This window comes from Adlercreutzia sp. ZJ242 (assembly GCF_011038995.1).
Lineage (GTDB): Bacteria > Actinomycetota > Coriobacteriia > Coriobacteriales > Eggerthellaceae > CAAEEV01.
In genome coordinates, this window is the sequence record NZ_JAAKEE010000017.1 from 15006 (window position 1) to 40762 (window position 25757).

Below are 25757 nucleotides of genomic sequence, written 5' to 3' on the forward strand. Positions count from 1 at the left end.
ACGTCCGCATGCTCGAAACCCGCATGCGGGCACATGCGCCCATGATAGCACCGCTACGCTTGCGCCAGCTTCGCCTTCCAGCGATTCACCAAACCTCCCGCCTCGATGATCTCGGCGATGAACGGCGGGAAGCGCTGGGCGGTGAACGTCGCGCCCGTGGTCTCGTCGGTGATCAGGCCCGCGTCGGCGTCGACGCTCACCACGTCGCCCTGCTTGATGGCGTCGACGGCCTCGGGGCACTCCATGATGGCCAGGCCCGTGTTGATGGAGTTGCGGTAGAAGATGCGCGCGAAGCTCTTGGCGATGACCACGTCGACGCCCGCGGCCTTGATGGCGATGGGCGCGTGCTCGCGCGAGCTGCCGCAGCCGAAGTTCTCGTCGGCCACGATGACGTCGCCCGTGCGGACGCGCTCGACAAACGTGACGTCGAGGTCCTCCAGGCAGTGCTTCGCCAGCTCAGCTGGGTCGGACGTGTTCAGGTAGCGCGCCGGGATGATGACGTCGGTGTCGACGTCGCGCCCGTAGCGATGAGCGGTTCCCTTGAATTGCATCTGGGTCTTCCTTTCGGATGCTTCGTTCTGTCCCTTCGCTCGGAAAGGCGTTAGTCCAGGTCTTCCGGCAGGCCGATGTGGCCGAGCACGGCGCTCGCCGCGGCGACGGCCGGCGAGGAGAGATACACCTCGCTCGTGGGGTCGCCCATGCGGCCGACGAAGTTGCGGTTCGTGGTGGCGATGGCGCGCTCGCCGGCGGCGAGGATGCCCATGTAGCCGCCCAGGCACGGGCCGCACGTGGGGGTGGACACCGCGCAGTTCGCGTCGAGGAAGATGTCCATGAGGCCCTCCTCCATGCACTGGCGGTACACCTTCTGCGTGGCGGGGATCACGATGCAGCGCACGTCGGGATGCACCGTGCGGCCCTTGAGCACCGCCGCGGCCTGGCGCATGTCGTCGAGGCGGCCGTTGGTGCAGCTGCCGATGACGGCCTGGTCGATCTTCACGTCGCGCGCCTCGGCGACCGGGCGCGTGTTGCTCGGCAGGTGCGGGAAGGCCACCGTCGGCACGATGTCAGCCGCGTCGATGGTGATGACCTGGGAGAACTGCGCGTCCTCGTCAGAGTAGTACGCGGTGTAGGGGCGCTCCGCGCGGCCGTCCATGTAGGCGCGCGTCACGTCGTCGACCGGGATGAGGCCGGCCTTGCCGCCCGCCTCGATGGCCATGTTGGAGATGGAGAGGCGCTCGTCCATGGGCAGGGCCTCGATGGCGGACCCCGTGAACTCCATGGCCTTGTACAGCGCGCCGTCCACGCCGATCATGCCGATGATGTGCAGGATGACGTCCTTGCCGGTCACGCCCGCGGCCAGCTTGCCGTTGATGACGAACTTGATGGTCTCGGGCACCTTGAACCACGCGCGGCCGGTTGCCATGCCCACGCCCGCGTCGGTCGAGCCCACGCCCGTGGTGAACGCGCCGAGCGCGCCGTACGTGCAGGTGTGGCTGTCAGCGCCGATGACCAGGTCGCCCGCGCCCACGACGCCCTGCTCGGGCAGAAGCGCGTGCTCGACGCCCATGCAGCCCACCTCGTAGTAGTGGGTGATGCCCTGCTCGCGCGCGAAGTCGCGCACGATCTTGGCCTGCTCGGCGCTCTTGATGTCCTTGTTCGGAACGTAGTGGTCGGGCACCAGGATCACCTTCTCCGGGTCGAACACCCGGTCGGAGATCTGGCGGACGGTTTTGATGGCGATGGGTGCGGTGACGTCGTTGGCGAGCACGAGGTCGAGATCACATTCGATCAGCTGGCCCGGCTCCACCTCGTCCAGCCCCGCATGGGCGGCGAGAATCTTCTCCGCCATGGTCATGGGACGTGCCATGTAGGACTCTCCTCTTCCTAAGTTGCCTGAGGGTGGAAAACCGCATTATTGTACCACTGCGAAAAAGCACGGTTGTGACGTGCCTGTGAAAAGCAGGGCGACGGGACGCTACAAACTCAATGTCCCTGGTCGTTCGTAACGTCAGCGAGGGTTCGTACGGTGCCTGAGATAGCCCCGCCTTTGGGCCAAGCGGCCTTCGCGCCGCGCCGCGCCCAAAACAAGGGGCTAGGTCAGGGGCCGTACGAAGCCGCAGCGTCGAGCATTCCGTTCGTCCCGTCAGGGCGAACGGAACCTCAAGAGAGCGCGGCGCACAGAGCGTCGAGCAGCGTGATGGCGAAGTGCTGGGCGCTTCGGTCGGCCCCGGCGTCCTCCCACACGCGCCCGGGCAGCACCACCACGACGCGTGGCGGGCGGGCGCCGCAGGCGGCGGCGAGCGCGCCCTTCAGCCGCACGGCGAGCGTCTCCTCGTCGGCGTAGGCCACCACGGGGACGGCCCGCTCGCCTTCCGCGACCTCCAGCGACACGTGCACGAGCAGCATGGAGTCGTCCGGCGCCACGGAGAGCGCGTCGGCGCTCACGATCTTCGACGAGGGGTTGGTGGCCGTCGCCAGGTTCGACATGCGCGAGGCCACCGAGCGCGTGAACTCGCACGTCCCGAACAGGCACAGCGCATGCGACTCGAGCACGTCGGCCGCGCGGGCGAACCCGATGGGGCGCGACAGGTGCGAGGCCTCCTTGCCCACCCACGAGTGCTGCAGGTTGCGCAGCGAGGCGTAGGTGTAGGCGCCGGCGATGCCGTCGGAGGGAAGCCCCATGTTCGTCTGGAACTTGCGCAGCGCGAGCTCGGTGTGCGCGCCGAAGATGGCGTCCTCGATCCCGCAGAAGAACCCGAGCGCGCCGAGCGCCTGCTGCAGCTCGAGCACGTCGTGGCCGTGGAAGTAGGGCATGCGCAGGTACAGCGTGCGGTCGCCCAGGTTGTAGGAGGCGTCGACGAGCGCCGCCCACACCTTCTCGGTCACCTCGTCGACTGCGCCGAGGTGCACGTTGAGGCAGAACTCGCGCACCGCCGTCGCCGTGCGCTCGTCATACACGCCCGTGACCTGGTCCTGCGTCAGGTGGCCCACCAGCGCGAGGCGCTGCTGCACGTCCTCGACCGCCGCCCCGAAGTCTCCTCGCTTGATCGTGTTCATCGCATCCGCCTCGCTTGTCCGCCTTGACGCTACTTGAGCCTGTTCACAAACCAGTCCGCCATGGAGACGAGCAGATCGCGCGACGACGACGGGCCCACCATGTCGATCAGGCGGTTCTTCGCGATGGACGTGAGGTTCTCGGCGTAGCTGCGCGCGTAGTCGATCGAACCCGACTCCTCCATGATCCGCACGGCCTCGGCGAGCACGACCGGGTCCTTCTCCTTCGACGAGAGAATCTCGATGAGGCGGTCGCGCGCCGGCGAGTTCTGCAGCGCGTGCACCACCACGAGCGTGCGTTTGCCCTCGGTGATGTCGTTGCGGAAGTCCTTCTTGGTGCTCTCCTCGGTGCCGACGAGGTTCAGCAGGTCGTCCTGGATCTGGAAGGCGAGGCCGGTGTCGAGGCCGTAGTTGCGCAGCGCCTCGACCTGCGCCTCCGTGCCGCCGCCGATGATGGCGCCGATGGCCAGCGGCACCGCGCCCGAGTAGTGCGCGGTCTTGTGAGTGGCCATGACCAGGTAGTCCTCCGGCGTGATGTCGTAGCGACCGTCGCGCGCCCAGCCGATGTCGAGCGCCTGGCCCTCGATGGTGCGGCGCGTCATGTTGATGAGCTCGGTGACCACGCGCACCTTGGTGGCGTCGTCGAGCGCGGGGTCGTCCACAACCGTGCCGTTCACGAGCGACAGCGCCAGATCGCCCATGTTGATGGCGAGGCCCAGCCCCTCCGTGAGGTGCAGGCACGGCTCGCCGCGGCGCAGCTCGGCCTCGTCGGCGATGTCGTCGTGGATGAGCGCCGCGGTGTGGAAGTGCTCGATGGCCGCAGCCGCCGACGTGGCGCGCACCACGTCGCCGCTCACGGCCATGCACGCCGCGAAGCAGATCAGCGGGCGATGGCGCTTGCCTCCGTTCTGGCTGTACTCGAACAGCGGCGCGTACAGGTAGCGGTCCATGTCGGGATGGCTGCCGTGCGGGATGTAGCCGTTGATGAGCTCGCCCACCTTGTCGGCATAGCAGGTGAGATATTCTTCGAAGGTGGCGGGTGCGTGGTCGACGCCCGCGAGGATCTCGTTGATGTTTTCCATAGCGCTTTCTTGCCGCAGGTTGACAGATGGGTACACGAGTTGACCGATGGGTACGCGAGATAAGCATGATATCACACGGGGTGTTCATGGTAGGGGCGGTGGGACTCGAACCCACAATCCGAAGAGGCGGATTTTAAGTCCGCTGCGTATGCCAATTCCGCCACGCCCCCGAAACCTGCCAGACCGCAAGGATCACGCCTTTGACGCGCCTGCCATGATATCAGATCGGCGCACCCCGCAGAGCCGCCTTGCGAAACGGCCCGCCCGACGGCCCGGGAGGCCGCGGGGAGGGGGTGCGCCTCGTCAGCCCTGCGCGGCGCGCAGGACCATCCCCTGCAGGATGTCGGACTCGCTCGCGGTGAAGGCGCCGACCCCGGCGGCGCGCATGACCTCCTCCAAGATGAGCAGGCCCGCCGTGATGACCGGCGCGCGCCCGGGGTCGAGGCCCACCACCTGCGCGCGCTCCTCGAGCGGCAGCGCCGCCAGGCGTCGCGTGATGCCCTCGAGCTCCTCGAGCGACACCCGGGCCCCGTGCACGCGGTCGGAGTCGTACGTCTCCATGCCCTCGCGGATGCTCACCGCCGTGGTGGCCGTCCCCGCCACGGCGACCATGCAGTCCGGGCGCGCGCCCTCCGGCAGCTCCTCGAAGTAGGCGGCGAACTGCTCCGCGCACCACGCGCGCGCCGCGCAGAGCTCGGAGGCCGCAGGGGGGTCGCTCGCCAGGAAGCGCTCGGTCACGCGACGGCACCCGATGTCGAACGAATGCGCCTTCTGCGGCGCGGCGCCCGCGAGCCCCACGATGAGCTCGGTCGAGCCGCCGCCCACGTCGACCACGAGGATGCGCTCGCCGGGAAACTCCGCCGACGCGCCCGCGAACGACAGCGCCGCCTCCTGCTCGCCGGGGATCACCGCCAGCGCAAGCCCGCGGTCGGCCAGCATGCGCGCGAACTCCGACGCGTTGCGCGCGTCGCGCACGGCCGACGTGGCCACGCACACCGTCTTGAGCACGGGGTGCTCCGGGGTGCTGAGCGCGTCGCGCACGGCGAGGTAGCGGTCGATGGTGCGCGCCACGCGCTCCATGGCCTCGCCTTTGAGCTCGCCCGAGGCGTCGACGTCCTCGCCCAGGTTCGTGATCGCGTACTCCTTCGCCAGCGGGACCACGCGCCCGCCGACCACGTCGGCCACCAGCATGCGGCACGTCACCGTCCCGATGTCGATGGCGGCGAACCGCCGCGCGCCCTGAGCTTCCTGCGCGTCCTGAGCTTCCTGCGCGTCCATGGGCAACCTCCCTTGCCGTCAAAAGCGCGGCGGCTTCGCAGGATGCCCGCGAAGCCGCCGCGCCGAGATGGTTCCGAGCTGGCGTCAGCGAGCCCGGAGCTACTTGACCCCGAACACGGGGTCGAGGAACGAGTACCACGTCTCGGGGGCCTCCACGCTGCCCGGGGCGATGTTGGCGCGGAAGCTCGAGTCCTTCTCCACGTCGAGGCCGCCTACGCTGCCGGCGGTCTCGCCCTTCTTGACCCAGCCGAACTCGGCGCGCGCGCGATCCTCGACGCCCGCGCCGCTCGACAGCGCGTCCACCTCGCCCTGTATGGCGTCGTTGCGCTGCTGGAGCACGGCGTACTCGGCTTGCAGGCGGTCGCGCTCGCGCACCTCCTGGTAGAACTGCTGCGCCGGGGTGTAGAGGAACACGCCGCCGAGCAGCAGGCACGCCGCCACCGCCGCGCTCACGGCAAAGACGGGCGAAAGCCGGCGCGTCTTCCTGGCGGAAGCCGAGCGCGCGGAGCCGCCGCGCGGAGCCGCGTCGTCCTGCATGCGCGCGGCACGCCGATGCTTGGTCCCCATCTCGCCCTTGTACACCGCCGCACGCGGGCCGGCGGCGGCCTCGGCGCCCGCGCCCCTGTCGGCGCCGCCGTACTGCTGCGAGAAGCGCCGCTCGGCACGGCCCTTCGCATGAGAGCGCTTCGCGGCGCTCACCTTCGCGGACACGCGCTCCCGAAGCGACGAGGGACGCGCCGCCTCGCGGGCGTGCTCCTCGGCCTCCCAGGCCTGGTCAGCGGCGTCGAAGGGAAGGCGCTGCGAGCGCATGGCACGCGCGTCGCGCACATCGCCGGACGCGAAGCGGCTCGCGCGCCCGCGGCTGTCGCCCCGCGCTTCCGCGCGCAGGGCACCTCGTGCGCCGCCCGCGCCTTCGCGCGTCGCGTACGCGGCCCCGCGGCCGCCTCCGCGCGCCTCTGCGCGCATGACGCCACGGCCGCTTCCGTACGCTCCTGCGGACGACGCGCGCCCCGCGCGCATGCCGCTGCCCCGCGCGCCCGAAGGCCCGCCGGACGCGCCGCGCGTCGAGCGGCGAGCGTCGTCAAAGGACACGATATGGGATTGTCTCTCCAAAGGAAATGCGCCCCTTATGCACCGAGTTCGTTTCAGTAGTGTGTTCATGCGATGAGCTCATTCAGGATACCACAGATAAAGGGCCCCGCAGGGCCCTTCCATAACTAATTGATCGGCTTTCGTTACCTGCGCGCCCGCGCGGCGCCCGCGCGCGTCCCTACTCCAGGTCAAGCCCCTTGATGAAGGCGAGCCACTTCTCGAACGACTCGTCGCTGATGGCGTGCTCCATCAGGCACGCCTCCCGCTCGGCCACGTCGGCGGGGATGCCGAGCGCCTTGTTGAGGAAGCGCGACAGGGCCTCGTGGCGCTCGAGCACCGACGACCCGTAGGCGTAGCCCGTCTCGGTGAGCGTGATGTCGCCGTAATAGGGCTGCTCAGCGAGGCCCTTCTCCTTCAGGACCGACATCGCCTTGTTCACCGACGCCTTCGAGACGCCCATCTTGGCGGCAACGTCAACCGAGCGCACCGAGGCCTCGGTGGTCGCCCCCAGCATGACCATCGCCTCAAGGTAGTCCTCATGCGACATGGACATCTTCTCCATGGCTTCCTCCTTCACGCAGATGGAGACATGGTAACACAAGAGGCGAGGGGCGCCCCTACCCTTTCGGGTCCTCCAGGGAGCGGCCCATGTCGGCGACCATCTTCTCGGCCGCGCCGCAGCCCCCGCACGAGCAGCCCGAGCTGCACGCGCCGGCGTCCCCGCAGTGGTCGCCGCAGTCGCACAGGCCGCGGTGCGTGATGCGGCGGACGGCCCACGCCGCCCACGCGGCCATGGCCGCCAGCATGACGACGGTTCCCGGCGTCAAGACGAGCTCCTTCATGACAGGTCCTTTCCCGCGCCCCCCGGCGCGCTCTCACGCAAGCGCCCCGCCTGCCCGCGCCGCGCCGCTCAAGGCGCGGGGCGGGCAGGTTGCGCGGGGCGCGCATTCGCCAAGTCTTCTAGGCGGCTTCGGCCGCGGCGTCGAGCTCGCGCCTCGCAGGCTCGTCCTCGAAGCGCGGCATCGGGCGAAGCAGCTGGAACAGCAGGGCGGCGGCGACCGCGATGGCGACCACCGTGAAGACGCCGAAGCTCACCTCGCCCGTGGCCAAGCCCACGAACTGGTAGATCATGAGGCCCACGCACCACGCGAAGCCGCACATGTAGCCGATGGTCGCCCAGGTCCACTTCGCGCTCATCATCTGGCGGCGGATGGTGCCGATGGCGGCGAAGCACGGCGCGCACAGCAGGTTGAAGGCGCAGAACGCCATGATCGCGGCGGACGACCCGCCGAGCATGGCCGCGAAGCCCTCCCACAGAACCGGGTCGGTCTCGCCGAGCTCGCCGAGCTGCGTGAGGATGCCCACCGTGGCGACCACGTTCTCCTTCGCCACCAGCCCGGTGATGGAGGTGACGGCGGACTCCCAGTTGCCGAAGCCCAGAGGCGCGAAGACCCACGCGAGCAGGTTGCCCAGGCCCGCCATCAAGGAGTTGTCCAGATACCCTTCCATCTCGGCGTCAAGCAGGCCGAACGCACCCTCGTAGATGCCGAAGTTCATGAGGAACCAGATGACGATGGTCGACAGGAAGATGATGGTGCCGGCTTTGACGATGTAGGACCTCACGCGCTCCCACGTGGCCAGAGCCACGCTCTTCGCCGTGGGGATGTGGTACTGCGGGAGCTCCATGATGAACGGGGCCACCTCGCCGGCGAAGCTCTTGAGCTTCTTCAGCATGATGCAGGAGACGATGATGGCAGCCAGGCCGAGGAAGTAGAACAGCGGGGCCACCCACCAGGTCGCCTCGGAGTCGCCGCCCACGAGCGCACCGAACACGAGCGCGATGATCGGCATCTTCGCGCCGCAGGGGATCATGGTGGTGGTCATGATGGTCATGCGGCGGTCCTTCTCGCTCTCGATGGTCTTGGTGGCCATGACCGCCGGCACGCCGCAGCCGCTCGCGATGAGCATGGGGATGAACGACTTGCCCGACAGGCCGAAGCGACGGAACACGCGGTCCATGACGAACGCCACGCGCGCCATGTAGCCGCAGGCCTCGAGGAACGACAGCATGAGGAACAGCAGGATCATCTGCGGGACGAAGCCGAGCACGGCGCCGACGCCGGCGACGATGCCGTCGACGATGAGGCTCTGCAGCCAGTCGGCGCAGCCGATGGCCGAAAGCGCGTCGGACACCACCGGCGTGAGGCCCGGGTGCCACAGGCCGAACTCAGCCGGGTCGGGCTCCTCCTCCGCGAGGGCCTCGAGGGCCGCCTCGCTCGCGCCCGCCTCCTCAGCTGCGGCGACCTCTTCCTCCCACGCGCCGACGGCCTCGTCGAAGGCCTCGGTGTTCGTGTAGAGCCAGCCGTCGCCGAACAGTCCGTCGTTGGCCCAGTCGGTCACCACGCCGCCGCCGACCGAGACGGCCACGAAGTACACGCAGAACATGATCGCGATGAAGATGGGGATGCCGAGGATGCGGTTGGTGACCACGCGGTCGATCTTCTCGGTGGTGGTCATGCCCTTCGCGGACTTCCTCACGCAGGCGGCGCATACCTCGGTGATCGCGTCGTAGCGCTCGTTGGTGATGACGGACTCGGCGTCATCGTCCTCGGCGTCCTCCACCGCCGCGCGGATGGCCTCGACCTTGGCCAGGTCGGATGCGGGGAGCTTGAGCGCGTCGACGGTGAGCTGCTCGCCCTCGAGCAGCTTGACGGCGAACCAGCGCGCGTTCTCGGGCCTCACGCGCGAACCCAGGATGTCGATGACCTTGCCGAGCGCCTCCTCCACGTCGTCGGAGAAGCGCAGGGTCGACGCGGCGGGCGCGCCCTTCCTCGCGGCGGCGACGGCGGCCTTGACCACGTCGGCGGTGCCGCGGCCCTTGAGGGCGGAGGTCTCCACGATGGGGCAGCCGAGCGCCTCGGAGAGCCTGGCCACGTCGACCTTGTCGCCGTTCTTCTCCACGAGGTCCATCATGTTGAGCGCGATGACCACCGGCAGGCCCAAGTTGATGATCTGGGTGGTGAGGTAGAGGTTGCGCTCGAGGTTGGTGGCGTCGACGAGGTTGATGACCACGTCAGGGCTGCCGCTCATGAGGTAGTCGCGCGTGACGATCTCCTCGGGGCTGTACGGGGACAGCGAGTAGACGCCCGGCAAGTCGGTGATGGTCACGTCCTTGTCGCGGCTGTACCTGCCTTCCTTCTTCTCAACGGTCACGCCGGGCCAGTTGCCAACGTACTGGTTGGCGCCGGTGAGGTCGTTGAACATGGTCGTCTTGCCGCAGTTGGGGTTGCCGGCAAGCGCAATGTTGATTCCCATGGTTTCCTTTCCTTCTTGTTGACGCTGACGCGATCTGGCAGCCGGGATGCGAGCGACGCGGACGCGGGCGCGGTGGCGACCAGAAAGTTAACGTGTTCTAACTGCTGGGCTAAAAAATATGCGCTCACCAGCGCATACTCGCGAAGCTGCTCTTAGAGCACCAGCACCTTCTCCGCCTCATCCTTGCGGAGCGAGAGCTCGAAGCCGCGGACCGTGACCTCGATCGGATCGCCGAGGGGGGCCACCTTGCGCACGTAGACCTCGGTGCCCTTGGTGATGCCCATGTCCATGATGCGGCGCTTAACGGCTCCTTCGCCCATCAGGCGTCGCACGACGGCGGAGTCACCCACGGCAACGTCGCGCAGGGTCTTGTCTTGCTGTGCCATCGTCCTTCCTTTCACGTGAACGACTAAACGGGTCTGCTTTCTTTGGGGGAATCGCATGCGAACGCAACGGCCTGGCGGTCGCAGCACAAGCTGCGCGCGCAGAATGCGAGCACGCGTTGATGCCGAGCCACATGCCAACGCCGCAACGCCAGGCCGCGGTGCAAGCGCATGTTGCGCGAACGCGTCCACGAATGCACAGCTGCGCATTCGTGCGAGCGCATGTTGGCGCAGACGCACGCCAGCGCAAGCACGTGCGGCGCGCAAGCACGCGTCGACGCCAGCGCTAGCAGGTGATGATCTTCGACGCCACCGACTTGTCGAGCGCGACGCGCGCGCCCTTGACCTCGACGATCAGGTTGCCGGAGCTCCCGGAGATGACACGTACGTCCGCACCTTCGACGAACCCGAGGTTCTCGAGGTGATGATGTACGTCGCCTTTTCCGCGAACCTTCACAACCCGTGCGCGGCCGCCCTCGCCCAAGAAGGTCAGCGGCATCTGCTGCATGCGCACCTTCGGCTCGGCCGAGGCGTAGGCTTGGTTCTCAGCTGCCATAGCGTTCTGCATCTCAATTCCCATCAAAGTTAGCTACATGTAACACAAGTATTCTATAGCAAACTTTTTCAAAAAGAAACCCAAGGGAAACTTTTTTTGAAAATTTGTCAGCCCTGGATTACTTGCATACGAGAAAACGGGGGCAGCAGAGCGGATGCGAGCACGCTCGAGCCCAAGCGCCGCACGATGCGCGATAGAAGGTTCAGCTTCCTTTGCCTAAACCGCTTGCGAACAGGGCACTATGCGCTCAAGCTCCGAGGACAGCTTGCGACGGGCCATCTCCAGGTCATAGGCTGCCTGCGCGCGAAGCCAATAGCCGTCCGTCAGCCCGAAGAAGCGGCAGAAGCGAAGGTCGGTGTCTGCCGTAATGCCGCGCCTCCCCAGAACAATCTGCCCGACCCTCTGAGCAGGTATGCCCGTTTCCTTGGCGAGACGATACTGGCTGATGCCCAGAGGAACCAGAAACTCTTCCTTGAGGAGCTCACCGGGAGTAACAGGATCAAGCAAAGCAGCCATGTCCATCACCTCACGCATGGTAGTCGACGATCTCGACGTTTTCCGCCCCTGCCTCGGTCCATGCGAAGCAGATGCGATGCTGGTCGTTGATGCGAATGCTGTACTGACCCGCCCTGTCCCCCTTGAGCCTCTCGAGCATGTTGCCCGGAGGAACGCTCAGATCCTGCAGGCTGCTCGCGACTTCCAGCTGACGCAGCTTCCTCAGCGCAACGCGCTCAAACCCTTCGAAGCGACGCACGCGCTTCAGCTCGGCGAGGCAACGCGTGTCCTTGTCCGCAAACGACACGATCATATAGTAACCTTTCGCGTTATTAACGTCAAACGTTATTACTGTGGGGATGACGCAAGCTGCGCGCTTGCACGCCACCCGTGGTTTTCGCGCCGAATCACGTGCTGAAACACTTCTGTCACATTCCCGCTCTAGTATACTGAGCCGCATGTACACCCCCGAAAGGTTGAATCCATGACGCAGAAAACTGACCGAGCCCGCGCGTTCGGGCAAAACCTCTATGTTGACACGCGCGGACGCTGCGACAAGCCCGTGCCGTTCACCCAAGCCGTCATCAACGGTCTGGCGGACGGCGGCGGGCTCTACGTCCCGCAGGAGCTCCCCTCCTTCACGGTTGACGAGATCGTGAGCCTCGCGAAGCTCCCCTACGCGCAGCGCGCCGCCGCCGTCTACCGGGCGTTCAACATCGACCTGCCCGACGAGAAGATCGACGAGCTCATGGCGCGCTCCTACGGCGACAACTTCGACACCGAGGACATCTGCCCCATCACCTCCCTCGACGAGAGCACGCACGTGCTCGAGCTGTGGCACGGCCCCACGAGCGCGTTCAAGGACATGGCCCTGCAGTGCCTTCCGCAGTTCTTCTCGGCCAGCGCGCAGGCCCTGCGCGACCGCGGCGAGCTTGACCACGAGTTCTGCATCCTCGTCGCCACCTCGGGCGACACCGGCAAGGCGGCGCTCGAGGGCTTCAAGGACGCCGACGGCGTGCGCATCGGCGTGCTGTTCCCCGACGGCGGCGTGAGCGACATCCAGCGCAAGCAGATGGTCACCACCACCGGCGCGAACGTGCAGGTGTGGGCCGTGCGCGGCAACTTCGACGACTGCCAGACCGGCGTGAAGCGCGTGTTCTCCGACGGGGACTTCGCCGCCAAGCTGCTCGGCGAGCACAAGGTGGCCCTCTCGAGCGCGAACTCCATCAACTGGGGGCGCCTGCTTCCCCAGGTGGTCTACTACATCTCGAGCTACGCTGAGCTGGTGGCCGCGGGCAAGGTCGAGGCGGGCAGCCCCATCGACGTGTGCGTCCCCACGGGCAACTTCGGCAACATCCTGGCCGCATGGTACGCCAAGCAGGTGGGCACGCCCATCGACACGCTCATGTGCGCCAGCAACGAGAACCGCGTGCTCACCGACTTCATCAACACGGGCACCTATGACATCTCCGACCGGACGTTCGTGCTCACCCCCTCCCCTTCCATGGACATCCTCGTCTCGTCAAACCTCGAGCGCCAGCTGTTCGAGCTCACCGGGCGTGACGCGCAGGCCATCACCGGCTGGATGCGCGACCTCAACGAGAAGCGCTGCTTCCGCGTTGACGCCGACACCTTCGCACACGTGCGCGAGACGTTCGTAGCCGACTCCATCGACAACGCCACGTGCCTCGCCACCATCAAGCGCGTGCTCGACGAGCATGACTACCTGCTCGACCCGCACACCGCCGTGGCCTACGCCGTGGCCCAGAACGTGCGCGGCGAGAACCCCGTGCTCATCGCGAGCACGGCGCACTGGGCCAAGTTCGGCGACAACGTGTACCGCGCCCTGCACGCCCTCGAGCCCGCGCAGGAGCTCCCCGCAGACGTGGCAGCCCTCACCGGCTGCGAGCTCAACGAGCTCATCGCGCAGGAGACGGGCAAGCACGACGTGCCCGCCGGACTCGCGTCGCTCGACTCCATGCCCGCGCGCTTCTCCGAGGTCATCGACAACGACGTGGCGAGCATCGAGGCAGCCGCCGAGAACTTTCTGCGACGCTGAGCGCGAAAGCATGCGAAAATAGATGAAGCAGACCACCCGCCGCGCCATGCGGCGGGTTTGCGATAGACACGGAGGAACGCGCATGGACCAACTGACCAAGCTGGAAATGGGAATCAAGCTCTCCATCAAGAACCCCGGCTCCGAGAGCGACTCGGCCTTCGGCCGCGGCATAGCCAGCCTGTGCTTGGGCGTGCGCGAGCGCGGCTCGCTCAACGCCGCAGCCAAGAGCATGGGCATGGCCTACAGCAAGGCATGGCGCATCATCAAGGACACCGAAGCCGCCTTGGGGATCCAGCTGCTCAACCGCGACGGCGCGCACGGCAGCGAGCTCACCGAGGAGGGAAACAAGCTCCTCGACTCCTACCTCGCCATCGAGGAGACGCTGTGCGCACAGGCCCAGAGCCTCTTCGACGAGATGGTCAGCTAGCCGCGTCCTCCTGCAGCGGGACAGCCTGCGCGCCTTCTCCCCCGAGCACCGGCTCGTAGGGAGGGACGAGCTCGACCGCCCACGTCTGACCGGGGTCGGAGCGGTTTCTCACCTCGAGCCGCACCGACCACGTGCGCAGGTCACCCCTTCCCTCGGCTTTCGGCCCCTTTGCAGGATCCTTTGGATCGCCCCCTGAGCCCGCCCCGTCGAGCTGTGCCTTCCTCTCCAGCTGCGGGTTGCTGCCGAAACGGTACATGCAGCCGTAGCACACGTCCATGTCGTCGAACAGCGTCGTCTTGCACACCGGGCACGTCTTCATCGCCCAACCTCTCCTTCCGTCGTCCGCTTCTTCCCTCCGTCATCCGCCACCTCGCTGCCGCGCGCTGCTCGCGCGGCGACCTCCAGCACGTCTCCCGCCTCGAGCCACGGTCCCGCACGCGCAAACCGCTCCGCCACCGCCACAGCGCCCCGGCACGCGCATCGCCGACGCGGCCCCACGTTGCGCCGTACCTCCACGACAACGCCCTCCCTTGACACGAAGGCTATGTCAAGGGCATGCCGCATGCCGAAGGTGTGCACGTCGCAGCAGGGGACGAGCACGTGGACCGCCTGATCAGGCATGCGGAAGAGCAGGCCTCGCACCCGCGCGCGCCACGTGGTCAAAAGCTCGACGCCCGTCACGCCGCGCGCTGGACGCGCACCACCACGCTCGTCCCCGCAGGCATCTGCGCGCATGACACCATCGCCCACCGGCACGTCCCCTCCTCCTTCTCGAACGTCGCGACGCCCGCCGCGCCGCTCTCGTACCCCTGCCACCCGCGCTCCTGCAGACGTGCGGCCACATCCGCCAGGGCTTCCTGCGCGCCGCAGTCCATCGAGAAGCCCACCACCGTCCAACCGTCAGACGCCATCAGGTCCCTCTCGTTCGCGAGCGGGAAGAGCTCGTCCGAGAACCAGCGCGGCGCCTCGCCCGCTGCGGCCAGCTCACCTGCGAGGACGTCCTCTCCAACCAGCATGCGCCTCGTGAGGTCCCGCACGTGCGCAGGCTCTGCCGCGGCCTCCGCCTCGGCATGCGCGCCCGCCGCGGCCTTTGCCGCCGACGCCTCGTCTGCCTGCAAGGCCGCTGCGGCAGCCTCTTCCGCCGGCGCCCCCGCTGCTTCTCCGCCTGACGCGCTCGCATGACCGACCGCCACGCCGCAGGCCAACACGAACGCCAACGCAGCCACCACGCCTGCGGCCCTTCGCAAGCGGGCCGCCTGAACACCGAGATCAGCCGCCACGTCAGCCACCTCCCCTCCCGCCGAGCCGCTAGAGCAGCATGCCCGGCTTGTACGTATCCACCACGAAGCGGTTCTCATGCTCCAACGCGGGCAAGGCGACTCCGAGCACCTCGTCCCTCAGCCCCAGGCCGAAGAGCGTCGGGCGGTAGCGCATCTTGAGCACGAACGCCGCATGCCCCTGCCAGTCGCGGCTCACCTCAACCGAGACCTTCACGTTCTCGAGGTTGACCGCCTCCTCCACCATCGACTCCACGAGCGCCGCCGACTGGTCAGCATCCTGCCCATATGCAGGGGATGTGGCGCAGAGGCGCACGGCGTTGCGCCCCACGCGGTCGAACTCGGCGCAGGTCGAGAAGAACGCGAGCGCGTTCACCGCTATGACCGCCACCACGATCACCGCCGGCAGCACCACCGCAAGCTCAACCGTCATCTGGCCGCGCTCGGAGCGCAGCAGCGCACGCCTGCTCATTCCCATGCCCTCGCTCCCGCAGCCGCCCCCACCGCCGAGCGCACCTTCTGCGCGCACATGGCGACGAACCCGCGCGCCTCGTCAGCCGCGAAGGACGGCAGCGCCAGCTTCACGGGGATGCGCACGCCTCCTACAGGCAGCTCGACCGAGGCCACCGTCACGCCGCCCTCGGCGTCATCCAAAAGGCCGAGCGCGCCGCCCTCCACGTCGTCGACAAGCCCTGCGAACAAGCTTCCCGATCCGCTCGAGGTGGCCGGCGCGCGCCGCTTGGCCTCCCTGAAGCGCACCGAGAAGGCATCGTCGCCCGCCTCCGCCACGCGCCCCGTGTTCACCAAGACAGGTTTCAGGGCGTCGAGCTTGACCGGCTCGAGCCCGCAAGCCGCCACCGCGTCGCGCAGCTTGCCCGACGCCCAAGCGCCAAGCCCGCTCGCGCTCGCAAGCGGCAGCGACCCGAACGCGCCCTCGATCGCGCCCGAGAGCGCCTCCTGGCCTTGCGCGAACGCGCTGAGCAGCCCCGACCAGCAGTCGAGCACCACGCGCGCCGCTCCCACGGCCGCGCCGCCGCCCTGCCCGAACCCGTCGAGCAGCGACGTGATGACCGTCGATCCATCGTGGCCTGCATCAGCCAGAAGCGTCGCGCCCGACACCGCCGCGCGCGTGCCCAGCGTGCGGCCGCCGCTCACGAACGCGCTCTCGAACCCTGCGTCAGCCGCCGACGCGTCAACGTTCACCACCAGAGCGATCGCGCCTTTCGCCCCCGGCGGCGACGCCGCTATGCGCTGCGGGCCCAGATCGGCCATGGCCTGAGCGCAAGCGTCGATGAGCCCGCCAGCCCTTCCCTTCACCTCCGCCGCCTTCGGCGCGAGCTCCTCCCGCGCCCGGGCGTAATCCTCGGCAGCGCGCGCCACCGCCTCGTAGTGGTACTCGAACCCGTTGTCGATGGCCGTGGAGGCAGCTGCCACGTTCCCCAAGCTCGAAGGCGTGAACGCGCACAGCTCGCACGTCTGGTAGCCGCCCGCCTCCAAGCTGCGGATCGACCCCGCGCTCACGGCGCCTGCGGCGTTCGGGCACCCCGGCCACGCGTGCATCGTCAGCACTCCGTCCCGGTCGGTCACAGGGTAGACCGCCTCGTCGTAAAGCGGCGTGGAGCGCAGCTCTTCGGTGCTGCGGAACAGGTGCGGGAAGCGCGCCTCGAACGCATCGGGCGTCTCCACCACGTACCCGGTCGAGAGCTGCTCGGACGCGTAGGCGTAGAAGCGCTTGCGCAGCTCGGAGTTCGCCTGCTCGGCCACGCTTGACGACGCGGGGTGCTCAGCCGCCAGGCGTGCCGGGTAGTACGCCTGCGCGCGCTTGAGCGCCACGGAGAACGACCAGGCGTCGACGCTGCGGTAGAGCGGGTTATCGTCAGCGGGAAGACTCGCCAGGTGGTCGGCGCGCTCGTACATGCAGTATGCGGGGCACGCTCCGCAATCACGCTCGAACGCGCGCAGCTTGGCCTCGTTGGCCTGCTCGGCCGCCTGCTCGGCGCGCTCAGCTGCCGCGCGGATGTCCTCCGCGCTGTCGGAAACCGCCTTCCCTGCGTCGGAGACGGCCTGCGCGTCGGCGATGCTGATGGGCTCCCCCTCGAAGGGGACGAGCACCGCCGCCGCGAAGTAGCCTGCGGCGGCGCCTCGCGGGTTGTTCGCCGCCGCAACCGACGCCGCGTTCGCCGCCGCCAGAAACGGCAGCGCCCGCTGCAAGGCGTTGAGCCCCGCCTCGGCCTTGCGCGCGAACGAGTCGCGCGCCTCGGCTACCTTCTCCCCCAGCTCTACGAGCTGCCCGCCGATGCTCGCCCCTGCCGGCACGCACAGCGCAACTGCGCCGAGCCCGCACGCGCTCGCCGAGAGCAGCGTCATCGACAGCACGGCGGCGTCGCACACGCGCACGGCCACCATGAACTCCGCCACCTCGTTCTCGGCTGCCAGCACAGCTGCGTCGGCCACCTCCTGGATCTCGGCGGAAGCCGTGTTTATCCGGTACACCTGCGCTGACGAGAACACGAGGGACAGCGTCACCAGAAGGGCCACCGCCATGCCCACCGTGGTGACGCCGCTCTCGTCGCGGAACAGCGACAGGCGGACGCGCCTTCTTGCCCTCATTGCCACGCTCCTATCCACCCCGCCGGGTCAAGCCCGCTCGCATCGCCAGCCACCCACGCAGGCTGCGCGGGCTGCTCGACATGCACGCTCACCACCAGGTTCCCCCGCTCGTTCGTCATGCCGAGGAAGGCCGCGCCCGCGCCGATGAGGGGAAGCGGCTTCACCTCGGTGGATATGGACACGCCCACCCGCTCCGACGCCTCGCCGCCCTCAAGCCCTATCCTCCACGTGCACGCGCCCCCGTGCACGTGGAACAAGTCCTGCTCAGGCACTGCCCCCAGCCGCCGCCGGATGAAGTCCTCGTCCACCCGCGCGTCCCCCGCCGAGGTGGCGAGGAGGCGGCAGCCCTCCGCAGCCGCTCCCTGCATCACGATGCGGTCGTACAGGATGATGCCCGGCTGCACGAGCAGCAGGACCAGCACCATGACCACCGGCAGCGCGAAGGCCGCCTCGACCGTGGCCTGCCCGCGCTCGCATCGAGCGAGGCGGCGCAGCCCGCGCATCACCGCACACGTCACCGCAACCTCCTCACGCCTCATCAGTAGACGAACACGTCCGCCATCCAGCCGACCGACATCTGCACGTGGTGCGACGCCGCCGACAGCGCGTGCTCGACGAACACCCCCGCGTCGAGCGCCTGGTGAAGCGCCCCGAGCGCGACCACCACGCACAGAAGCGCCCCCAACACGATGGCGTACTCCACCGTCGACTGCCCCCGCTCATCGCTCACAAGCCGTTGATGCCATCGGCGATAGCGTTCCAGAGCTCTTCGAGCTTCGGCCGGAACAGCGTGATGGCGATGATCGCGATCACCACGAGCACCCCCACCAAAATGGCGTACTCGGTAGTGCCCTGGCCGCTCTCGCTCGCCAGCCTCGCCCGCGCGCGGCACCATCCCGACGTCACGCGCGCCCCCATGCGCTCCCGCGCGTCGTGCGCACGCGCAAAACCCCTCCGAACAGCCGCCATTCTTCCCATGACCCGTCCTCCTCTCCATCAGAACCCCTCTATCAGCTCGAGCAGCACCGGCCCGAGCACCATGATGAGCATGGCGGGCAGGATGAGCACGCCCGTCGGCACCATCATCTTCACGGGAGCCTTGGCAACCTGCTCCTGCCGACGAGCCCGATAGCTCACGCGCGCCTCGTGTGCCGCCGCCTCCAAGCTCTCGGCCATCGACGAGCCGAAGCGAAGCGAGCGCACCATGCCCTCGACCACGCGCCTGAGCAGCGGCGAGTCATACGAGCTCGCAACGCTGCGCAGCGCGTCGTCGCGGCGCGCCAAACCGCAGCTCCACTGACGCTGCGCCAAGCCGAACGCCTCGGCGAGCAGCGTGTCGAAGTGCTCGACGTACAGCTCCACGCTGCGGTCGAACGAGAGCCCGCTGCGCATGCCGAGCGCCACCACGTCGAGCATCTCGGGCAGATGCCGTTCCATCTCCTGCGCGCGGCGGCGCACGCGGCGCCCCACCGCGGCGGGCAGAAGGCGCCATCCCGCCATGCCGCCTGCGACGAGGAGCAGCGCCGCAAGCTCGCCCGAGAACACCAGCCCCACCGCCAAGCCTGCGCCCGCGCCCGCGAGCGCCAGGCGCACGCGCGCCTCGCCGAAGCCCTCGGGCGTCAGCTGCCCGTCGAGCCCCGCGGCGCGTGCCTGCCCCAGGGCCCGCGGCACGCGCGTCCAGCGTGCGGGAAGCAGACGCCGCCCATGCCCCAGCGCGATCCGCCTCCCCAGGTCGACCGCAAGCGAGAGCGCGGCCCCGTCCAAAAGCCCCGCGTCGCCGCGCGCGTCCGCGCCCCGCCTCGACGCGCCCGCCGCCGCACCTCCCGCGCGCATGGCGCGCACATGCCGTCGGCGGCGGCGCTCCTCCGCGTACGCGCTCCACAAGCTGAAGCCCGCACCTGCCGCGCACGCCATGCCAACGCACGCCAACCCCGCCTGGCCAACTGCCGTCATCGCCATCACCCCGCCTCGACGCGCAGCATGCGCCGCACGATGAGCACGCCCGCCGCCTGCATCGCGAGCGCCACCCCGAGCAGGGCCACGCCGACGAAGCTGCTGAAGAACGGGGCCAGAAAGTCGCCGCTCGCCAGCGAGAACAGCGCCACCAGCACGAAGGGCATCAGCGTGACGATGCGCGCCGAGAGCTTCGCCTGGGCTGTCTGCACGCGCAGCGACCGCATGAGCTCGAGCTCGCCTTCGACCGACTCCCGCGCCGCCTCGAGCACCGGCGCCACGCTCCCGCCGCTCTGGTGCTGCACGTCAAGCGCCACGGCCACGAACGCGAGCTCAGGAACGCGATGCCCGTCGCGCAGCGCCTCGAGCGCCTCGGACGTCGGCGCGCCCATCTCGACTCGCCGCGCAGCCGCCGCGAACAGATCGCCGAGCGGGCCCTTCACCTCATGCGACGTCTGCTGGAGCGTCTGCAGGAGCGAGAGCCCCGAGCGGAAGCACACGCCCATGCAGCGCAACGCCTCCGGCACCTCCTCGCGCATGCTGAGCGAGCGCTTGTCCGCCGCCGAGCGCAGCGCCGCCACAACGCCGCCCACCGCACAGCATCCCGCTGCAGCGCCGCACGCCGCCGAGCCCGACAGCGCCCACGCCGCCGCCGACGCGCACACGAGCATGCCGAGCGCCGACGAGAGCAGCTCCTCGACACCCGTCACGTGCCCCCGCGCGTCAGCCAAGGACGCCGCTCCCCTCGACGCCTCAGCCACCGCCGGCACCCGCAGAAGGCGCCGCGCCACCGGCCTCAGCGGCGCACACCCCTTGCACAGGATGAGAAACGCGCGCTCACGACTGCTTGAGACAAGCGCGCTCGCGGAGAGTCGCCAGCGCAAAGCCGCGCGCCACGCCGCAGCCCCCGCCAAGCATCCCGCCGCCAGCGCGAGAAGCGCCGCCGTCACCGCCCAAAAGCTCGCCGCTCCCATGCGTCCGCCTCCTCTCGCGTCGCCACGCGGCGCTCCACGACCTCATCCAGGCAGGCCGGGCGGCGCAGCCATGAGCCCGCCCCTGCATCGCCGAGCGCGTCGCGCACGTACACGCGCTCGACCACGCAGCGCCGCCGCTCGCGGTCGAACCCCACCTCAGCCACCTGCGCCAGGAAACGCGACCCGTCAGGTGCGCGCGCCACCTGCACCACGTAGTCGAACGCGCCGCCGATCTGCGCCTCGATGGCGTCCACCGGCAGGTCGACCGCGTAGCGGACCATCGTCACCATGCGGTCGACCACGTCCTCGGGCGAGTTCGCGTGCAGCGTGGTCAGCGACCCCTCATGCCCCGTGAGCATGGCCTGCAGCATGTCGATCGCCTCGCCCGAGCGGCACTCCCCCACGATGATGCGGTCGGGGCGCATGCGCAGGGCGTTCACCACCAGGTCCCGTATGGTCACCTCGCCTTCGCCCTCGGCGTTGCGCGGACGGGCCTCCAGGCGCACCACATGCGGATGCTGCTCGAACTTCAGCTCGGCGGAGTCCTCGATGGTTATCACGCGCTCCTCGTGGGGGATCAGGCACGACAGCGCGTTGAGCAGCGTGGTCTTGCCGCTTCCCGTGCCGCCTGACACCACCACGTTCTTGCGGGCGCGCACGAGCCACCCCAGGAACACCCGCAGGCCGGCATCGAGCGAGCCGCGCCGCTCCATCTCCTCGAGCGTCATGACGCGACGCGAGAAGGCGCGGATGGTGAGCACCGGCCCGTCGGGGGACACGGGCGGTATCACCGCGTTCACGCGATGCCCCTGGGCGAGGCGCGCGTCCACCATGGGCGACGCCTCGTCTATGCGCCGTCCCAAGGGCCCGATGATGCGGTCGATCAGCACGCGCACCTGCTCGTCGCTCTCGAACCTCACGGGGCTGCGCTCCAGCTTGCCGTCGCGCTCGAAGTACACGCTGCGCGAGCCGTTCACCATGATCTCGGTGACGCTCTCGTCGTCGATGAGCCCTTCCAGAGGGCCCATGCCGAACACCACGTCGATGAGCTCGTCGGCCAGCCGGCTCTTCTGAGCGCCCGTGAGGTCGGCCCACTGGGGTTCGGCGAGCGCGCCGCGGCACGCCGTGCGCAGCTCGTTGCGCGCGCGTTCCGGGTTGCTCGCCATGATGACGGCGATGTTCTCGAGCGGCACGCGCTTCTTCACGTCACGGCGCAGGTCCTCGACGCCGCGTCGGCGCGGGGAGGCATCCCGCCCCCTGGTCGCATTGGCGCCCTCCGCGCTGCGCACGCGCTCTGCGAGCGTCATGCCCTCACCTCCTCGCCGACGGAAGCGCCCGCGCGCACGTCAGCCGGCACGCCTGCGAGTGCTCGCGTGGGCGCAGGCGCCTCGCGTGCGCGCCGACGCGACCGACGCGCGAGCATCCCGCCCCGCCCCGCACGCTGTCCGCGCGCCATGCCCCGCGAGCGCCCCCAAGCCGCCGCTCCCTCGGGAAGCAGCTCGTCGAGCAGGCGCTCGACGCTGGCGCAGAATGGGTTCGCCAAGGCCACGAGCTCGGAAGGGTACCCCGCGCCCAGAAGCTCCTCGACGACGTGCCCGCCCTCCGCGAGCTCGGCCACATGCGCCCCCTGCAGCGCGCAGGACACGTCGATCGAGGTGAAGGGCGCCCCCTTGCCGCAGCGGTTCAGCACGTAGGCGAACGAGCCCGTCGCGATGCCGCACCGCGCGCACAGCTCGAGCGCATGCTGGCACGCCCGCACCGACGAGGCGCGCTGATCCACCAGAAACAGCGCGCACGAGCTCTGCTCCAGCAACACCACGTGATAGTCAGCCCAGCTCGCGCCTGTGTTCACCACGATGACGTCGAAGCTGCGCGCGAGCTTCGACAGAAGCGCGGGCAGCTCGCGCGCCACCGCGTCGGCCTGCTCGAGCCGCTGCGGGGCGCCCACGAGCACCAGCTCCTCCTGCCCTTCGGCGCCGAGGCGCGCCTCGGCGCCGTCCTGCGCGATCAGCTCGTCAAGCGTGGCGGCAGGCTCAAGCCCCGCCAGGTGATGCAGGTCGCCGAACTGCAGGTCGCCGTCGAGCAGCAGGGTGCGCAGGCCGCGCTCGCGCGCGAGGAAGGCGGCCAGCGTCGCCACCGAGCTCTTTCCCGCACCGCCGCTGCCGCTCACCACCGTGAGCACGAACGCGCTGCGCTCAGCTGAGGCGCCCGCAGGAACAGCGGGGACGACGCCCGCCATCGCGTCCGGATGCAGCACGGCATCCACGCTCGCCACCGTCCCCGCCATCGCCGCCGCACCCGCCGCCTCAGCCATTGTCCCCGCGCTCGCCCCTGGAGCTGCGATCACCCCCGACGCCTCCGCGCTCGCCCCTGGCGCCGTGGTCGCTCCCGCCGCATCAGCAGACCCTCCCGCACCTGCGGGCAAGCGCCGCGCATGCCCGCGCTTCGCGAGCGCGAAGCGCTGCGCGAGCGCCTGCCTGGTGAGCGTGCCCGTCACGCGCGCAGCCTGCGCGCGGCTCAAGGCCGACCCCGACGCCTCGAAGAGCACCAGGTACACGTCCCTCTCGGGATCGTCCTCCCTTATCGCCGCCGCCACGTTGATGCCCTCCATGTCGTCTGACGAGACGACCCACACCTCGTCGACGCCCTTCGCCCCTCGCGCAAAGCGGCGCGCCTCCTCGGCGTTCGCGAAGCACTCGAGCCAGGGGAGCGCCTCCACGCTCTCGCCGTCAAGCCCCATGAGCTCGGGATGCCGCAAGCTCTCCGAGTCGGCGCACAGCACGATCCGTCCCATCACGCCCCCTTTCCGCCGCCCTTGCCAGCGGATCCCCCGTCGGAAGCTGCCGTGGGCAGCACGAAGTACAGCTCCAGGTTCTGGGCAGCCGAGACCAGCTCCTCAACTGCGGAAGGGGGAACGGCGAGCGTCACCCACGCCGTCGACCCCGACGAGAGCCCCGCCTCAGAGGCGCTCGTCGCGATGACGAGCGCGCCCGCGACCAGCTTCGACGTGGAGGTCGACCCCACCGCGTACACGTCAGCCCGCATGCCGGGCGTCAGCGCGCCGCCGACCGCCTGCACCTCGCGCGCCGGGACGCTCACCGCAGAAAGGCCGTCGGGCACCTCGATCATGGAGTCCGCGGCCTCGAACCGCTTGCTCGATATCACCTCGCCCGCCAGGATGCTCGAGCCCACCTGCTTGCCGACCGCCTCGGCCTTGCTCGTCAGCGCACCCTCCGGAAGCAGCGCCGCCACCCACATCTTGGTCTCGACTGACGCATCGTCAAGCACCTCGCCTGCGGAAACGTCCCGCCGCGCCACGCACACCTCGAGCTGGTCGCCGCCGTAGCGAGAAAGCGCCTCGGCGCGCACGGCGCTGGCCTGCGCGTCCACCTGAGCCACGTACGCGCCCACGCATGCCACGCAGCACAGGCCGCATATGAGCCCCGCCACCAACGATTTGTTTCGCCTCGCCATAAGCACCTGCCTTCTCCCGTCGAGCCCCAGCGTAACGAGCCCGTCTGGCAGATACATGGGAGGAACCTGGCGAATCTCCCCGGAGAATCAGGCGGCGTTTCGCCCGCCCGGACGCGGCACGTCGTACGCCCACGCCGCGCTTCGCCCCGAAGAGCCGGCGCATCCTGGCAAGAACGCCTGCCGCGAGCCGCGCCCTCCCAACGCGAAAGCCCTCGCTTCGTCGTCCCCGCCTGACAAGAGTCCCCCGCCAAACGCACCCGCCAGTCCACCCGCTCCGTACCTGTATGCGCACGCTGCCGAAATCCACTTGTATCAGATGTAGATACAAGCTAAGATAACCCCGCGAGTAGAGAGGTCTCGCAAGCCATCGAGCTCAGAAGGGAGCGGGCGCTGCCATGGACACGAAGTTCTCGATCGCCATCCACGTTCTGATCCTCATCTCTGAGTCACCCAAGCCTCTGAGCTCGGAGCAGATGGCGCGCAGCGCGGGCACCAACGCCAGCTACGTCCGTAAGGTCCTCGCAGCGCTCAAGAGAGCCGGCATCGTGAGCAGCAGGCAGGGCGTCGAAGGCTATGCGCTGGCAATTCCGCCCGACCAGCTCCCCCTCCTGCGCATCTACCAGGCCGTCAGCGGGGGACCCGCCTATCACCTCATCGACATTCACCAGAACCCGAGCGACCAGTGCATCGTGGGACGTCACATCAAACCCACGTTGACCAGCGCCTTCGCAAACGTGGAGGAGGCGTTCGCGCGAGCGCTCGAAGAGAAGACGCTTGCCGGCTGCATAACCGACATGCGCATGAGAATCCAAGAACGAGAGGCAGTGCAACCTTAGAACATGAGAACTGGAATCGTTGACGTCGGCGGCGGGCTCAGGGGGATCTACGCCGCCGGCGTGCTGGACTTCTGCCTGGATCGTGGCATAGCATTCGACCTGGGCATCGGCGTGTCGGCCGGAAGCGCGAACCTGGCGTCATTCACCGCAGGTCAGAAGGGTAGAAACAAGGTCTTCTACTCCGAGTACGCGCTGCGCAAGCAGTACATGAGCCTCGGCAACTTCATCAGGAAGGGATCCTACGTCGACCTTGACTACGTGTACGGCACGCTCAGCGACTCGAACGGCGAGAACCCGCTCGACTATCCCACCCTGCGCGCGAACCCGATGGACCTCTACGTCGTCGCAACGAACGCGCACACGGGAGAGCCGCGCTACTTCGGCAAGGAATACCTCAGCCAGGATGGCTACGACATCCTCAAGGCGTCCTCCGCGCTGCCCTTCGCCTGCCGCCCCTACCCGATAGCCGGCATACGGTACTTCGACGGGGCCTTAGGCGACGCCGTCCCCGTGCAGAAGGCCCTCGAGCTCGGCTGCGACAAAGTGGTGGTGCTCCTCACCAAGCCGAAGGACACGGAGCGCACGCCTGGCAAGGACGCGAAGGTGGCGCGCCTGATCAAACGCACGTACCCACAAGCCGCCGCGCGCCTGCGCAGCAGGGCCGCGCGCTACAACGCCTCGGTCTCCTTCGCCAAGAAGCTCGAGGCCGAGGGGAGGGCGCTCATCGTGGCACCCGACGACACCTGCGGGGTGGACACGCTGACGAAGGACCGGGAGGCGATCCTGCGCCTCTATGCCAAGGGATACGCCGACGGCACGGCGATAGAGCGGTTCGTGGAAAGAGCGAATGCCGACGCCGCCTCCACGCGCAAAGCGTAGGGAGCTTCGTCGT

General features: G+C 68.7%; 30 protein-coding genes and 1 tRNA gene. 4 read left to right on the forward strand and 27 right to left on the reverse strand.

The window, feature by feature from the left end; translation table 11 throughout:
• Positions 1-53: 53 nt before the first annotated feature.
• The 14 genes from G7Y49_RS05800 to G7Y49_RS05865 all read right to left on the reverse strand — a co-directional run bounded on the left by G7Y49_RS05800 (position 54) and on the right by G7Y49_RS05865 (position 11568).
• Complete coding sequence (locus G7Y49_RS05800) at positions 54-551, reverse strand: 3-isopropylmalate dehydratase small subunit (protein ID WP_165171983.1); 498 nt, start codon at positions 549-551, stop codon at positions 54-56.
• A gap of 50 nt (positions 552-601) precedes the next feature.
• Positions 602-1867: a 3-isopropylmalate dehydratase large subunit gene (leuC, locus tag G7Y49_RS05805; RefSeq protein WP_165171984.1), complete on the reverse strand. Its 1266-nt coding sequence runs from the start codon at positions 1865-1867 to the stop codon at positions 602-604.
• A gap of 293 nt (positions 1868-2160) precedes the next feature.
• Complete coding sequence (locus tag G7Y49_RS05810; protein ID WP_165171985.1) at positions 2161-3057, reverse strand: peptidoglycan-binding protein; 897 nt, start codon at positions 3055-3057, stop codon at positions 2161-2163.
• A 29-nt stretch (positions 3058-3086) separates the two neighbouring features.
• The gene (locus G7Y49_RS05815) at positions 3087-4136 is read right to left on the reverse strand and encodes a polyprenyl synthetase family protein (protein WP_165171986.1); all 1050 of its coding nucleotides are present in this window, start codon (positions 4134-4136) and stop codon (positions 3087-3089) included.
• An 87-nt stretch (positions 4137-4223) separates the two neighbouring features.
• Positions 4224-4306, reverse strand: a tRNA-Leu gene (locus tag G7Y49_RS05820).
• Positions 4307-4439: 133 nt separating this feature from the next.
• Positions 4440-5414 (reverse strand): Ppx/GppA family phosphatase, encoded by a 975-nt coding sequence (locus G7Y49_RS05825; protein WP_165171987.1) that lies wholly within the window; start codon positions 5412-5414, stop codon positions 4440-4442.
• 99 nt (positions 5415-5513) lie between these two features.
• Positions 5514-6506: a septum formation initiator family protein gene (locus G7Y49_RS05830; protein ID WP_206214574.1), complete on the reverse strand. Its 993-nt coding sequence runs from the start codon at positions 6504-6506 to the stop codon at positions 5514-5516.
• A gap of 178 nt (positions 6507-6684) precedes the next feature.
• Complete coding sequence (locus G7Y49_RS05835; protein WP_165171991.1) at positions 6685-7068, reverse strand: metal-dependent transcriptional regulator; 384 nt, start codon at positions 7066-7068, stop codon at positions 6685-6687.
• Positions 7069-7123: 55 nt separating this feature from the next.
• A complete protein-coding gene (locus tag G7Y49_RS05840) occupies positions 7124-7348 on the reverse strand; it encodes a hypothetical protein (RefSeq protein ID WP_165171993.1) in 225 nt (74 codons plus the stop codon).
• 118 nt (positions 7349-7466) lie between these two features.
• On the reverse strand, positions 7467-9821 hold the full coding sequence (locus tag G7Y49_RS05845) for a ferrous iron transporter B (protein WP_165171995.1): 2355 nt from the start codon (positions 9819-9821) through the stop codon (positions 7467-7469).
• Between the two features lie 152 nt (positions 9822-9973).
• Entirely contained in the window at positions 9974-10207 is a 234-nt protein-coding gene (locus G7Y49_RS05850; RefSeq protein WP_165171997.1) for a FeoA family protein, read from the reverse strand.
• A gap of 283 nt (positions 10208-10490) precedes the next feature.
• Positions 10491-10760, reverse strand: coding sequence for a FeoA family protein (locus tag G7Y49_RS05855; protein WP_241157284.1), 270 nt, complete (start codon positions 10758-10760; stop codon positions 10491-10493).
• 216 nt (positions 10761-10976) lie between these two features.
• Entirely contained in the window at positions 10977-11294 is a 318-nt protein-coding gene (locus tag G7Y49_RS05860; RefSeq protein ID WP_241157285.1) for a HigA family addiction module antitoxin, read from the reverse strand.
• Positions 11287-11568, reverse strand: a complete 282-nt coding sequence (locus G7Y49_RS05865) for a type II toxin-antitoxin system RelE/ParE family toxin (protein ID WP_165172001.1) — start codon at positions 11566-11568, stop codon at positions 11287-11289. The genes G7Y49_RS05860 and G7Y49_RS05865 overlap by 8 nt, the downstream gene beginning before the upstream one ends.
• A gap of 171 nt (positions 11569-11739) precedes the next feature.
• Here G7Y49_RS05865 and thrC point away from each other — a divergent pair, with 171 nt between their 5' ends.
• Together thrC and G7Y49_RS05875 are read left to right on the forward strand one after the other, a co-directional pair.
• On the forward strand, positions 11740-13314 hold the full coding sequence (gene thrC / locus G7Y49_RS05870) for a threonine synthase (RefSeq protein WP_165172003.1): 1575 nt from the start codon (positions 11740-11742) through the stop codon (positions 13312-13314).
• Positions 13315-13396: 82 nt separating this feature from the next.
• The gene (locus tag G7Y49_RS05875; RefSeq protein ID WP_165172005.1) at positions 13397-13741 is read left to right on the forward strand and encodes a winged helix-turn-helix domain-containing protein; all 345 of its coding nucleotides are present in this window, start codon (positions 13397-13399) and stop codon (positions 13739-13741) included.
• On the opposite strand, the gene G7Y49_RS05880 is transcribed toward G7Y49_RS05875, so the two are convergent.
• Genes G7Y49_RS05880 through cpaB form a run of 13 tightly spaced genes read right to left on the reverse strand, consistent with a single transcriptional unit; the run spans position 13734 to position 24029 of the window.
• On the reverse strand, positions 13734-14060 hold the full coding sequence (locus tag G7Y49_RS05880) for a hypothetical protein (RefSeq protein WP_165172007.1): 327 nt from the start codon (positions 14058-14060) through the stop codon (positions 13734-13736). The two genes, G7Y49_RS05875 and G7Y49_RS05880, sit on opposite strands and share 8 nt — an antisense overlap.
• On the reverse strand, positions 14057-14476 hold the full coding sequence (locus tag G7Y49_RS05885) for a DUF192 domain-containing protein (RefSeq protein WP_165172058.1): 420 nt from the start codon (positions 14474-14476) through the stop codon (positions 14057-14059). Before G7Y49_RS05885 ends, G7Y49_RS05880 begins: the two co-directional genes overlap by 4 nt.
• Positions 14419-15021, reverse strand: coding sequence for a hypothetical protein (locus tag G7Y49_RS05890; RefSeq protein WP_206214575.1), 603 nt, complete (start codon positions 15019-15021; stop codon positions 14419-14421). Before G7Y49_RS05890 ends, G7Y49_RS05885 begins: the two co-directional genes overlap by 58 nt.
• A 28-nt stretch (positions 15022-15049) precedes the next feature.
• Entirely contained in the window at positions 15050-15496 is a 447-nt protein-coding gene (locus tag G7Y49_RS05895) for a hypothetical protein (protein WP_241157287.1), read from the reverse strand.
• Positions 15487-17628 carry a TadE/TadG family type IV pilus assembly protein gene (locus tag G7Y49_RS05900; RefSeq protein ID WP_165172011.1) on the reverse strand — a complete coding sequence of 714 codons (2142 nt, stop codon included), beginning with the start codon at positions 17626-17628 and terminating at the stop codon, positions 15487-15489. Before G7Y49_RS05900 ends, G7Y49_RS05895 begins: the two co-directional genes overlap by 10 nt.
• Positions 17625-18146, reverse strand: coding sequence for a TadE/TadG family type IV pilus assembly protein (locus tag G7Y49_RS05905; protein WP_241157288.1), 522 nt, complete (start codon positions 18144-18146; stop codon positions 17625-17627). Before G7Y49_RS05905 ends, G7Y49_RS05900 begins: the two co-directional genes overlap by 4 nt.
• 20 nt (positions 18147-18166) lie before the next feature.
• Positions 18167-18358 (reverse strand): hypothetical protein, encoded by a 192-nt coding sequence (locus G7Y49_RS05910; protein ID WP_165172013.1) that lies wholly within the window; start codon positions 18356-18358, stop codon positions 18167-18169.
• On the reverse strand, positions 18355-18606 hold the full coding sequence (locus G7Y49_RS05915; RefSeq protein ID WP_241157289.1) for a hypothetical protein: 252 nt from the start codon (positions 18604-18606) through the stop codon (positions 18355-18357). Before G7Y49_RS05915 ends, G7Y49_RS05910 begins: the two co-directional genes overlap by 4 nt.
• 18 nt (positions 18607-18624) lie before the next feature.
• On the reverse strand, positions 18625-19581 hold the full coding sequence (locus G7Y49_RS05920; RefSeq protein ID WP_241157290.1) for a type II secretion system F family protein: 957 nt from the start codon (positions 19579-19581) through the stop codon (positions 18625-18627).
• 5 nt (positions 19582-19586) lie between these two features.
• Entirely contained in the window at positions 19587-20555 is a 969-nt protein-coding gene (locus tag G7Y49_RS05925) for a type II secretion system F family protein (protein ID WP_165172015.1), read from the reverse strand.
• Positions 20528-21862, reverse strand: coding sequence for a CpaF family protein (locus G7Y49_RS05930; RefSeq protein WP_165172017.1), 1335 nt, complete (start codon positions 21860-21862; stop codon positions 20528-20530). The genes G7Y49_RS05925 and G7Y49_RS05930 overlap by 28 nt, the downstream gene beginning before the upstream one ends.
• Entirely contained in the window at positions 21859-23349 is a 1491-nt protein-coding gene (locus tag G7Y49_RS05935; RefSeq protein ID WP_165172019.1) for a chromosome partitioning protein ParA, read from the reverse strand. The genes G7Y49_RS05930 and G7Y49_RS05935 overlap by 4 nt, the downstream gene beginning before the upstream one ends.
• Entirely contained in the window at positions 23349-24029 is a 681-nt protein-coding gene (gene cpaB, locus G7Y49_RS05940) for a Flp pilus assembly protein CpaB (RefSeq protein WP_165172021.1), read from the reverse strand. Before cpaB ends, G7Y49_RS05935 begins: the two co-directional genes overlap by 1 nt.
• A gap of 395 nt (positions 24030-24424) precedes the next feature.
• Between cpaB and G7Y49_RS05945 the strand changes: the two genes are divergently transcribed.
• Together G7Y49_RS05945 and G7Y49_RS05950 are read left to right on the forward strand one after the other, a co-directional pair.
• The gene (locus G7Y49_RS05945) at positions 24425-24865 is read left to right on the forward strand and encodes an Rrf2 family transcriptional regulator (protein WP_165172023.1); all 441 of its coding nucleotides are present in this window, start codon (positions 24425-24427) and stop codon (positions 24863-24865) included.
• 3 nt (positions 24866-24868) lie between these two features.
• Complete coding sequence (locus G7Y49_RS05950; protein WP_165172025.1) at positions 24869-25744, forward strand: patatin family protein; 876 nt, start codon at positions 24869-24871, stop codon at positions 25742-25744.
• Positions 25745-25757 lie beyond the last annotated feature (13 nt).

What these genes read in the sequence shown, in the direction of transcription:
- G7Y49_RS05835 (WP_165171991.1), bottom strand. Translation starts at nt 7,068, where the DNA reads ATGGAGAAGATGTCCATGTCGCATGAGGACTACCTTGAGGCGATGGTC.
- G7Y49_RS05815 (WP_165171986.1), bottom strand. Translation starts at nt 4,136, where the DNA reads ATGGAAAACATCAACGAGATCCTCGCGGGCGTCGACCACGCACCCGCC.
- G7Y49_RS05895 (WP_241157287.1), bottom strand. Translation starts at nt 15,496, where the DNA reads ATGGGAATGAGCAGGCGTGCGCTGCTGCGCTCCGAGCGCGGCCAGATG.
- cpaB (WP_165172021.1), bottom strand. Translation starts at nt 24,029, where the DNA reads ATGGCGAGGCGAAACAAATCGTTGGTGGCGGGGCTCATATGCGGCCTG.
- G7Y49_RS05865 (WP_165172001.1), bottom strand. Translation starts at nt 11,568, where the DNA reads ATGATCGTGTCGTTTGCGGACAAGGACACGCGTTGCCTCGCCGAGCTG.
- G7Y49_RS05880 (WP_165172007.1), bottom strand. Translation starts at nt 14,060, where the DNA reads ATGAAGACGTGCCCGGTGTGCAAGACGACGCTGTTCGACGACATGGAC.
- G7Y49_RS05950 (WP_165172025.1), top strand. Translation starts at nt 24,869, where the DNA reads ATGAGAACTGGAATCGTTGACGTCGGCGGCGGGCTCAGGGGGATCTAC.
- G7Y49_RS05920 (WP_241157290.1), bottom strand. Translation starts at nt 19,581, where the DNA reads ATGACGGCAGTTGGCCAGGCGGGGTTGGCGTGCGTTGGCATGGCGTGC.
- G7Y49_RS05825 (WP_165171987.1), bottom strand. Translation starts at nt 5,414, where the DNA reads ATGGACGCGCAGGAAGCTCAGGACGCGCAGGAAGCTCAGGGCGCGCGG.
- G7Y49_RS05935 (WP_165172019.1), bottom strand. Translation starts at nt 23,349, where the DNA reads ATGGGACGGATCGTGCTGTGCGCCGACTCGGAGAGCTTGCGGCATCCC.
- G7Y49_RS05915 (WP_241157289.1), bottom strand. Translation starts at nt 18,606, where the DNA reads ATGGGAAGAATGGCGGCTGTTCGGAGGGGTTTTGCGCGTGCGCACGAC.
- thrC (WP_165172003.1), top strand. Translation starts at nt 11,740, where the DNA reads ATGACGCAGAAAACTGACCGAGCCCGCGCGTTCGGGCAAAACCTCTAT.
- G7Y49_RS05900 (WP_165172011.1), bottom strand. Translation starts at nt 17,628, where the DNA reads ATGAGGGCAAGAAGGCGCGTCCGCCTGTCGCTGTTCCGCGACGAGAGC.
- G7Y49_RS05885 (WP_165172058.1), bottom strand. Translation starts at nt 14,476, where the DNA reads ATGCGCGCAGATGCCTGCGGGGACGAGCGTGGTGGTGCGCGTCCAGCG.
- G7Y49_RS05840 (WP_165171993.1), bottom strand. Translation starts at nt 7,348, where the DNA reads ATGAAGGAGCTCGTCTTGACGCCGGGAACCGTCGTCATGCTGGCGGCC.
- G7Y49_RS05855 (WP_241157284.1), bottom strand. Translation starts at nt 10,760, where the DNA reads ATGGCAGCTGAGAACCAAGCCTACGCCTCGGCCGAGCCGAAGGTGCGC.
- G7Y49_RS05860 (WP_241157285.1), bottom strand. Translation starts at nt 11,294, where the DNA reads ATGCGTGAGGTGATGGACATGGCTGCTTTGCTTGATCCTGTTACTCCC.
- G7Y49_RS05810 (WP_165171985.1), bottom strand. Translation starts at nt 3,057, where the DNA reads ATGAACACGATCAAGCGAGGAGACTTCGGGGCGGCGGTCGAGGACGTG.
- G7Y49_RS05800 (WP_165171983.1), bottom strand. Translation starts at nt 551, where the DNA reads ATGCAATTCAAGGGAACCGCTCATCGCTACGGGCGCGACGTCGACACC.
- G7Y49_RS05845 (WP_165171995.1), bottom strand. Translation starts at nt 9,821, where the DNA reads ATGGGAATCAACATTGCGCTTGCCGGCAACCCCAACTGCGGCAAGACG.
- G7Y49_RS05945 (WP_165172023.1), top strand. Translation starts at nt 24,425, where the DNA reads ATGGACACGAAGTTCTCGATCGCCATCCACGTTCTGATCCTCATCTCT.
- G7Y49_RS05875 (WP_165172005.1), top strand. Translation starts at nt 13,397, where the DNA reads ATGGACCAACTGACCAAGCTGGAAATGGGAATCAAGCTCTCCATCAAG.
- G7Y49_RS05850 (WP_165171997.1), bottom strand. Translation starts at nt 10,207, where the DNA reads ATGGCACAGCAAGACAAGACCCTGCGCGACGTTGCCGTGGGTGACTCC.
- G7Y49_RS05925 (WP_165172015.1), bottom strand. Translation starts at nt 20,555, where the DNA reads ATGGGAGCGGCGAGCTTTTGGGCGGTGACGGCGGCGCTTCTCGCGCTG.
- leuC (WP_165171984.1), bottom strand. Translation starts at nt 1,867, where the DNA reads ATGGCACGTCCCATGACCATGGCGGAGAAGATTCTCGCCGCCCATGCG.
- G7Y49_RS05930 (WP_165172017.1), bottom strand. Translation starts at nt 21,862, where the DNA reads ATGACGCTCGCAGAGCGCGTGCGCAGCGCGGAGGGCGCCAATGCGACC.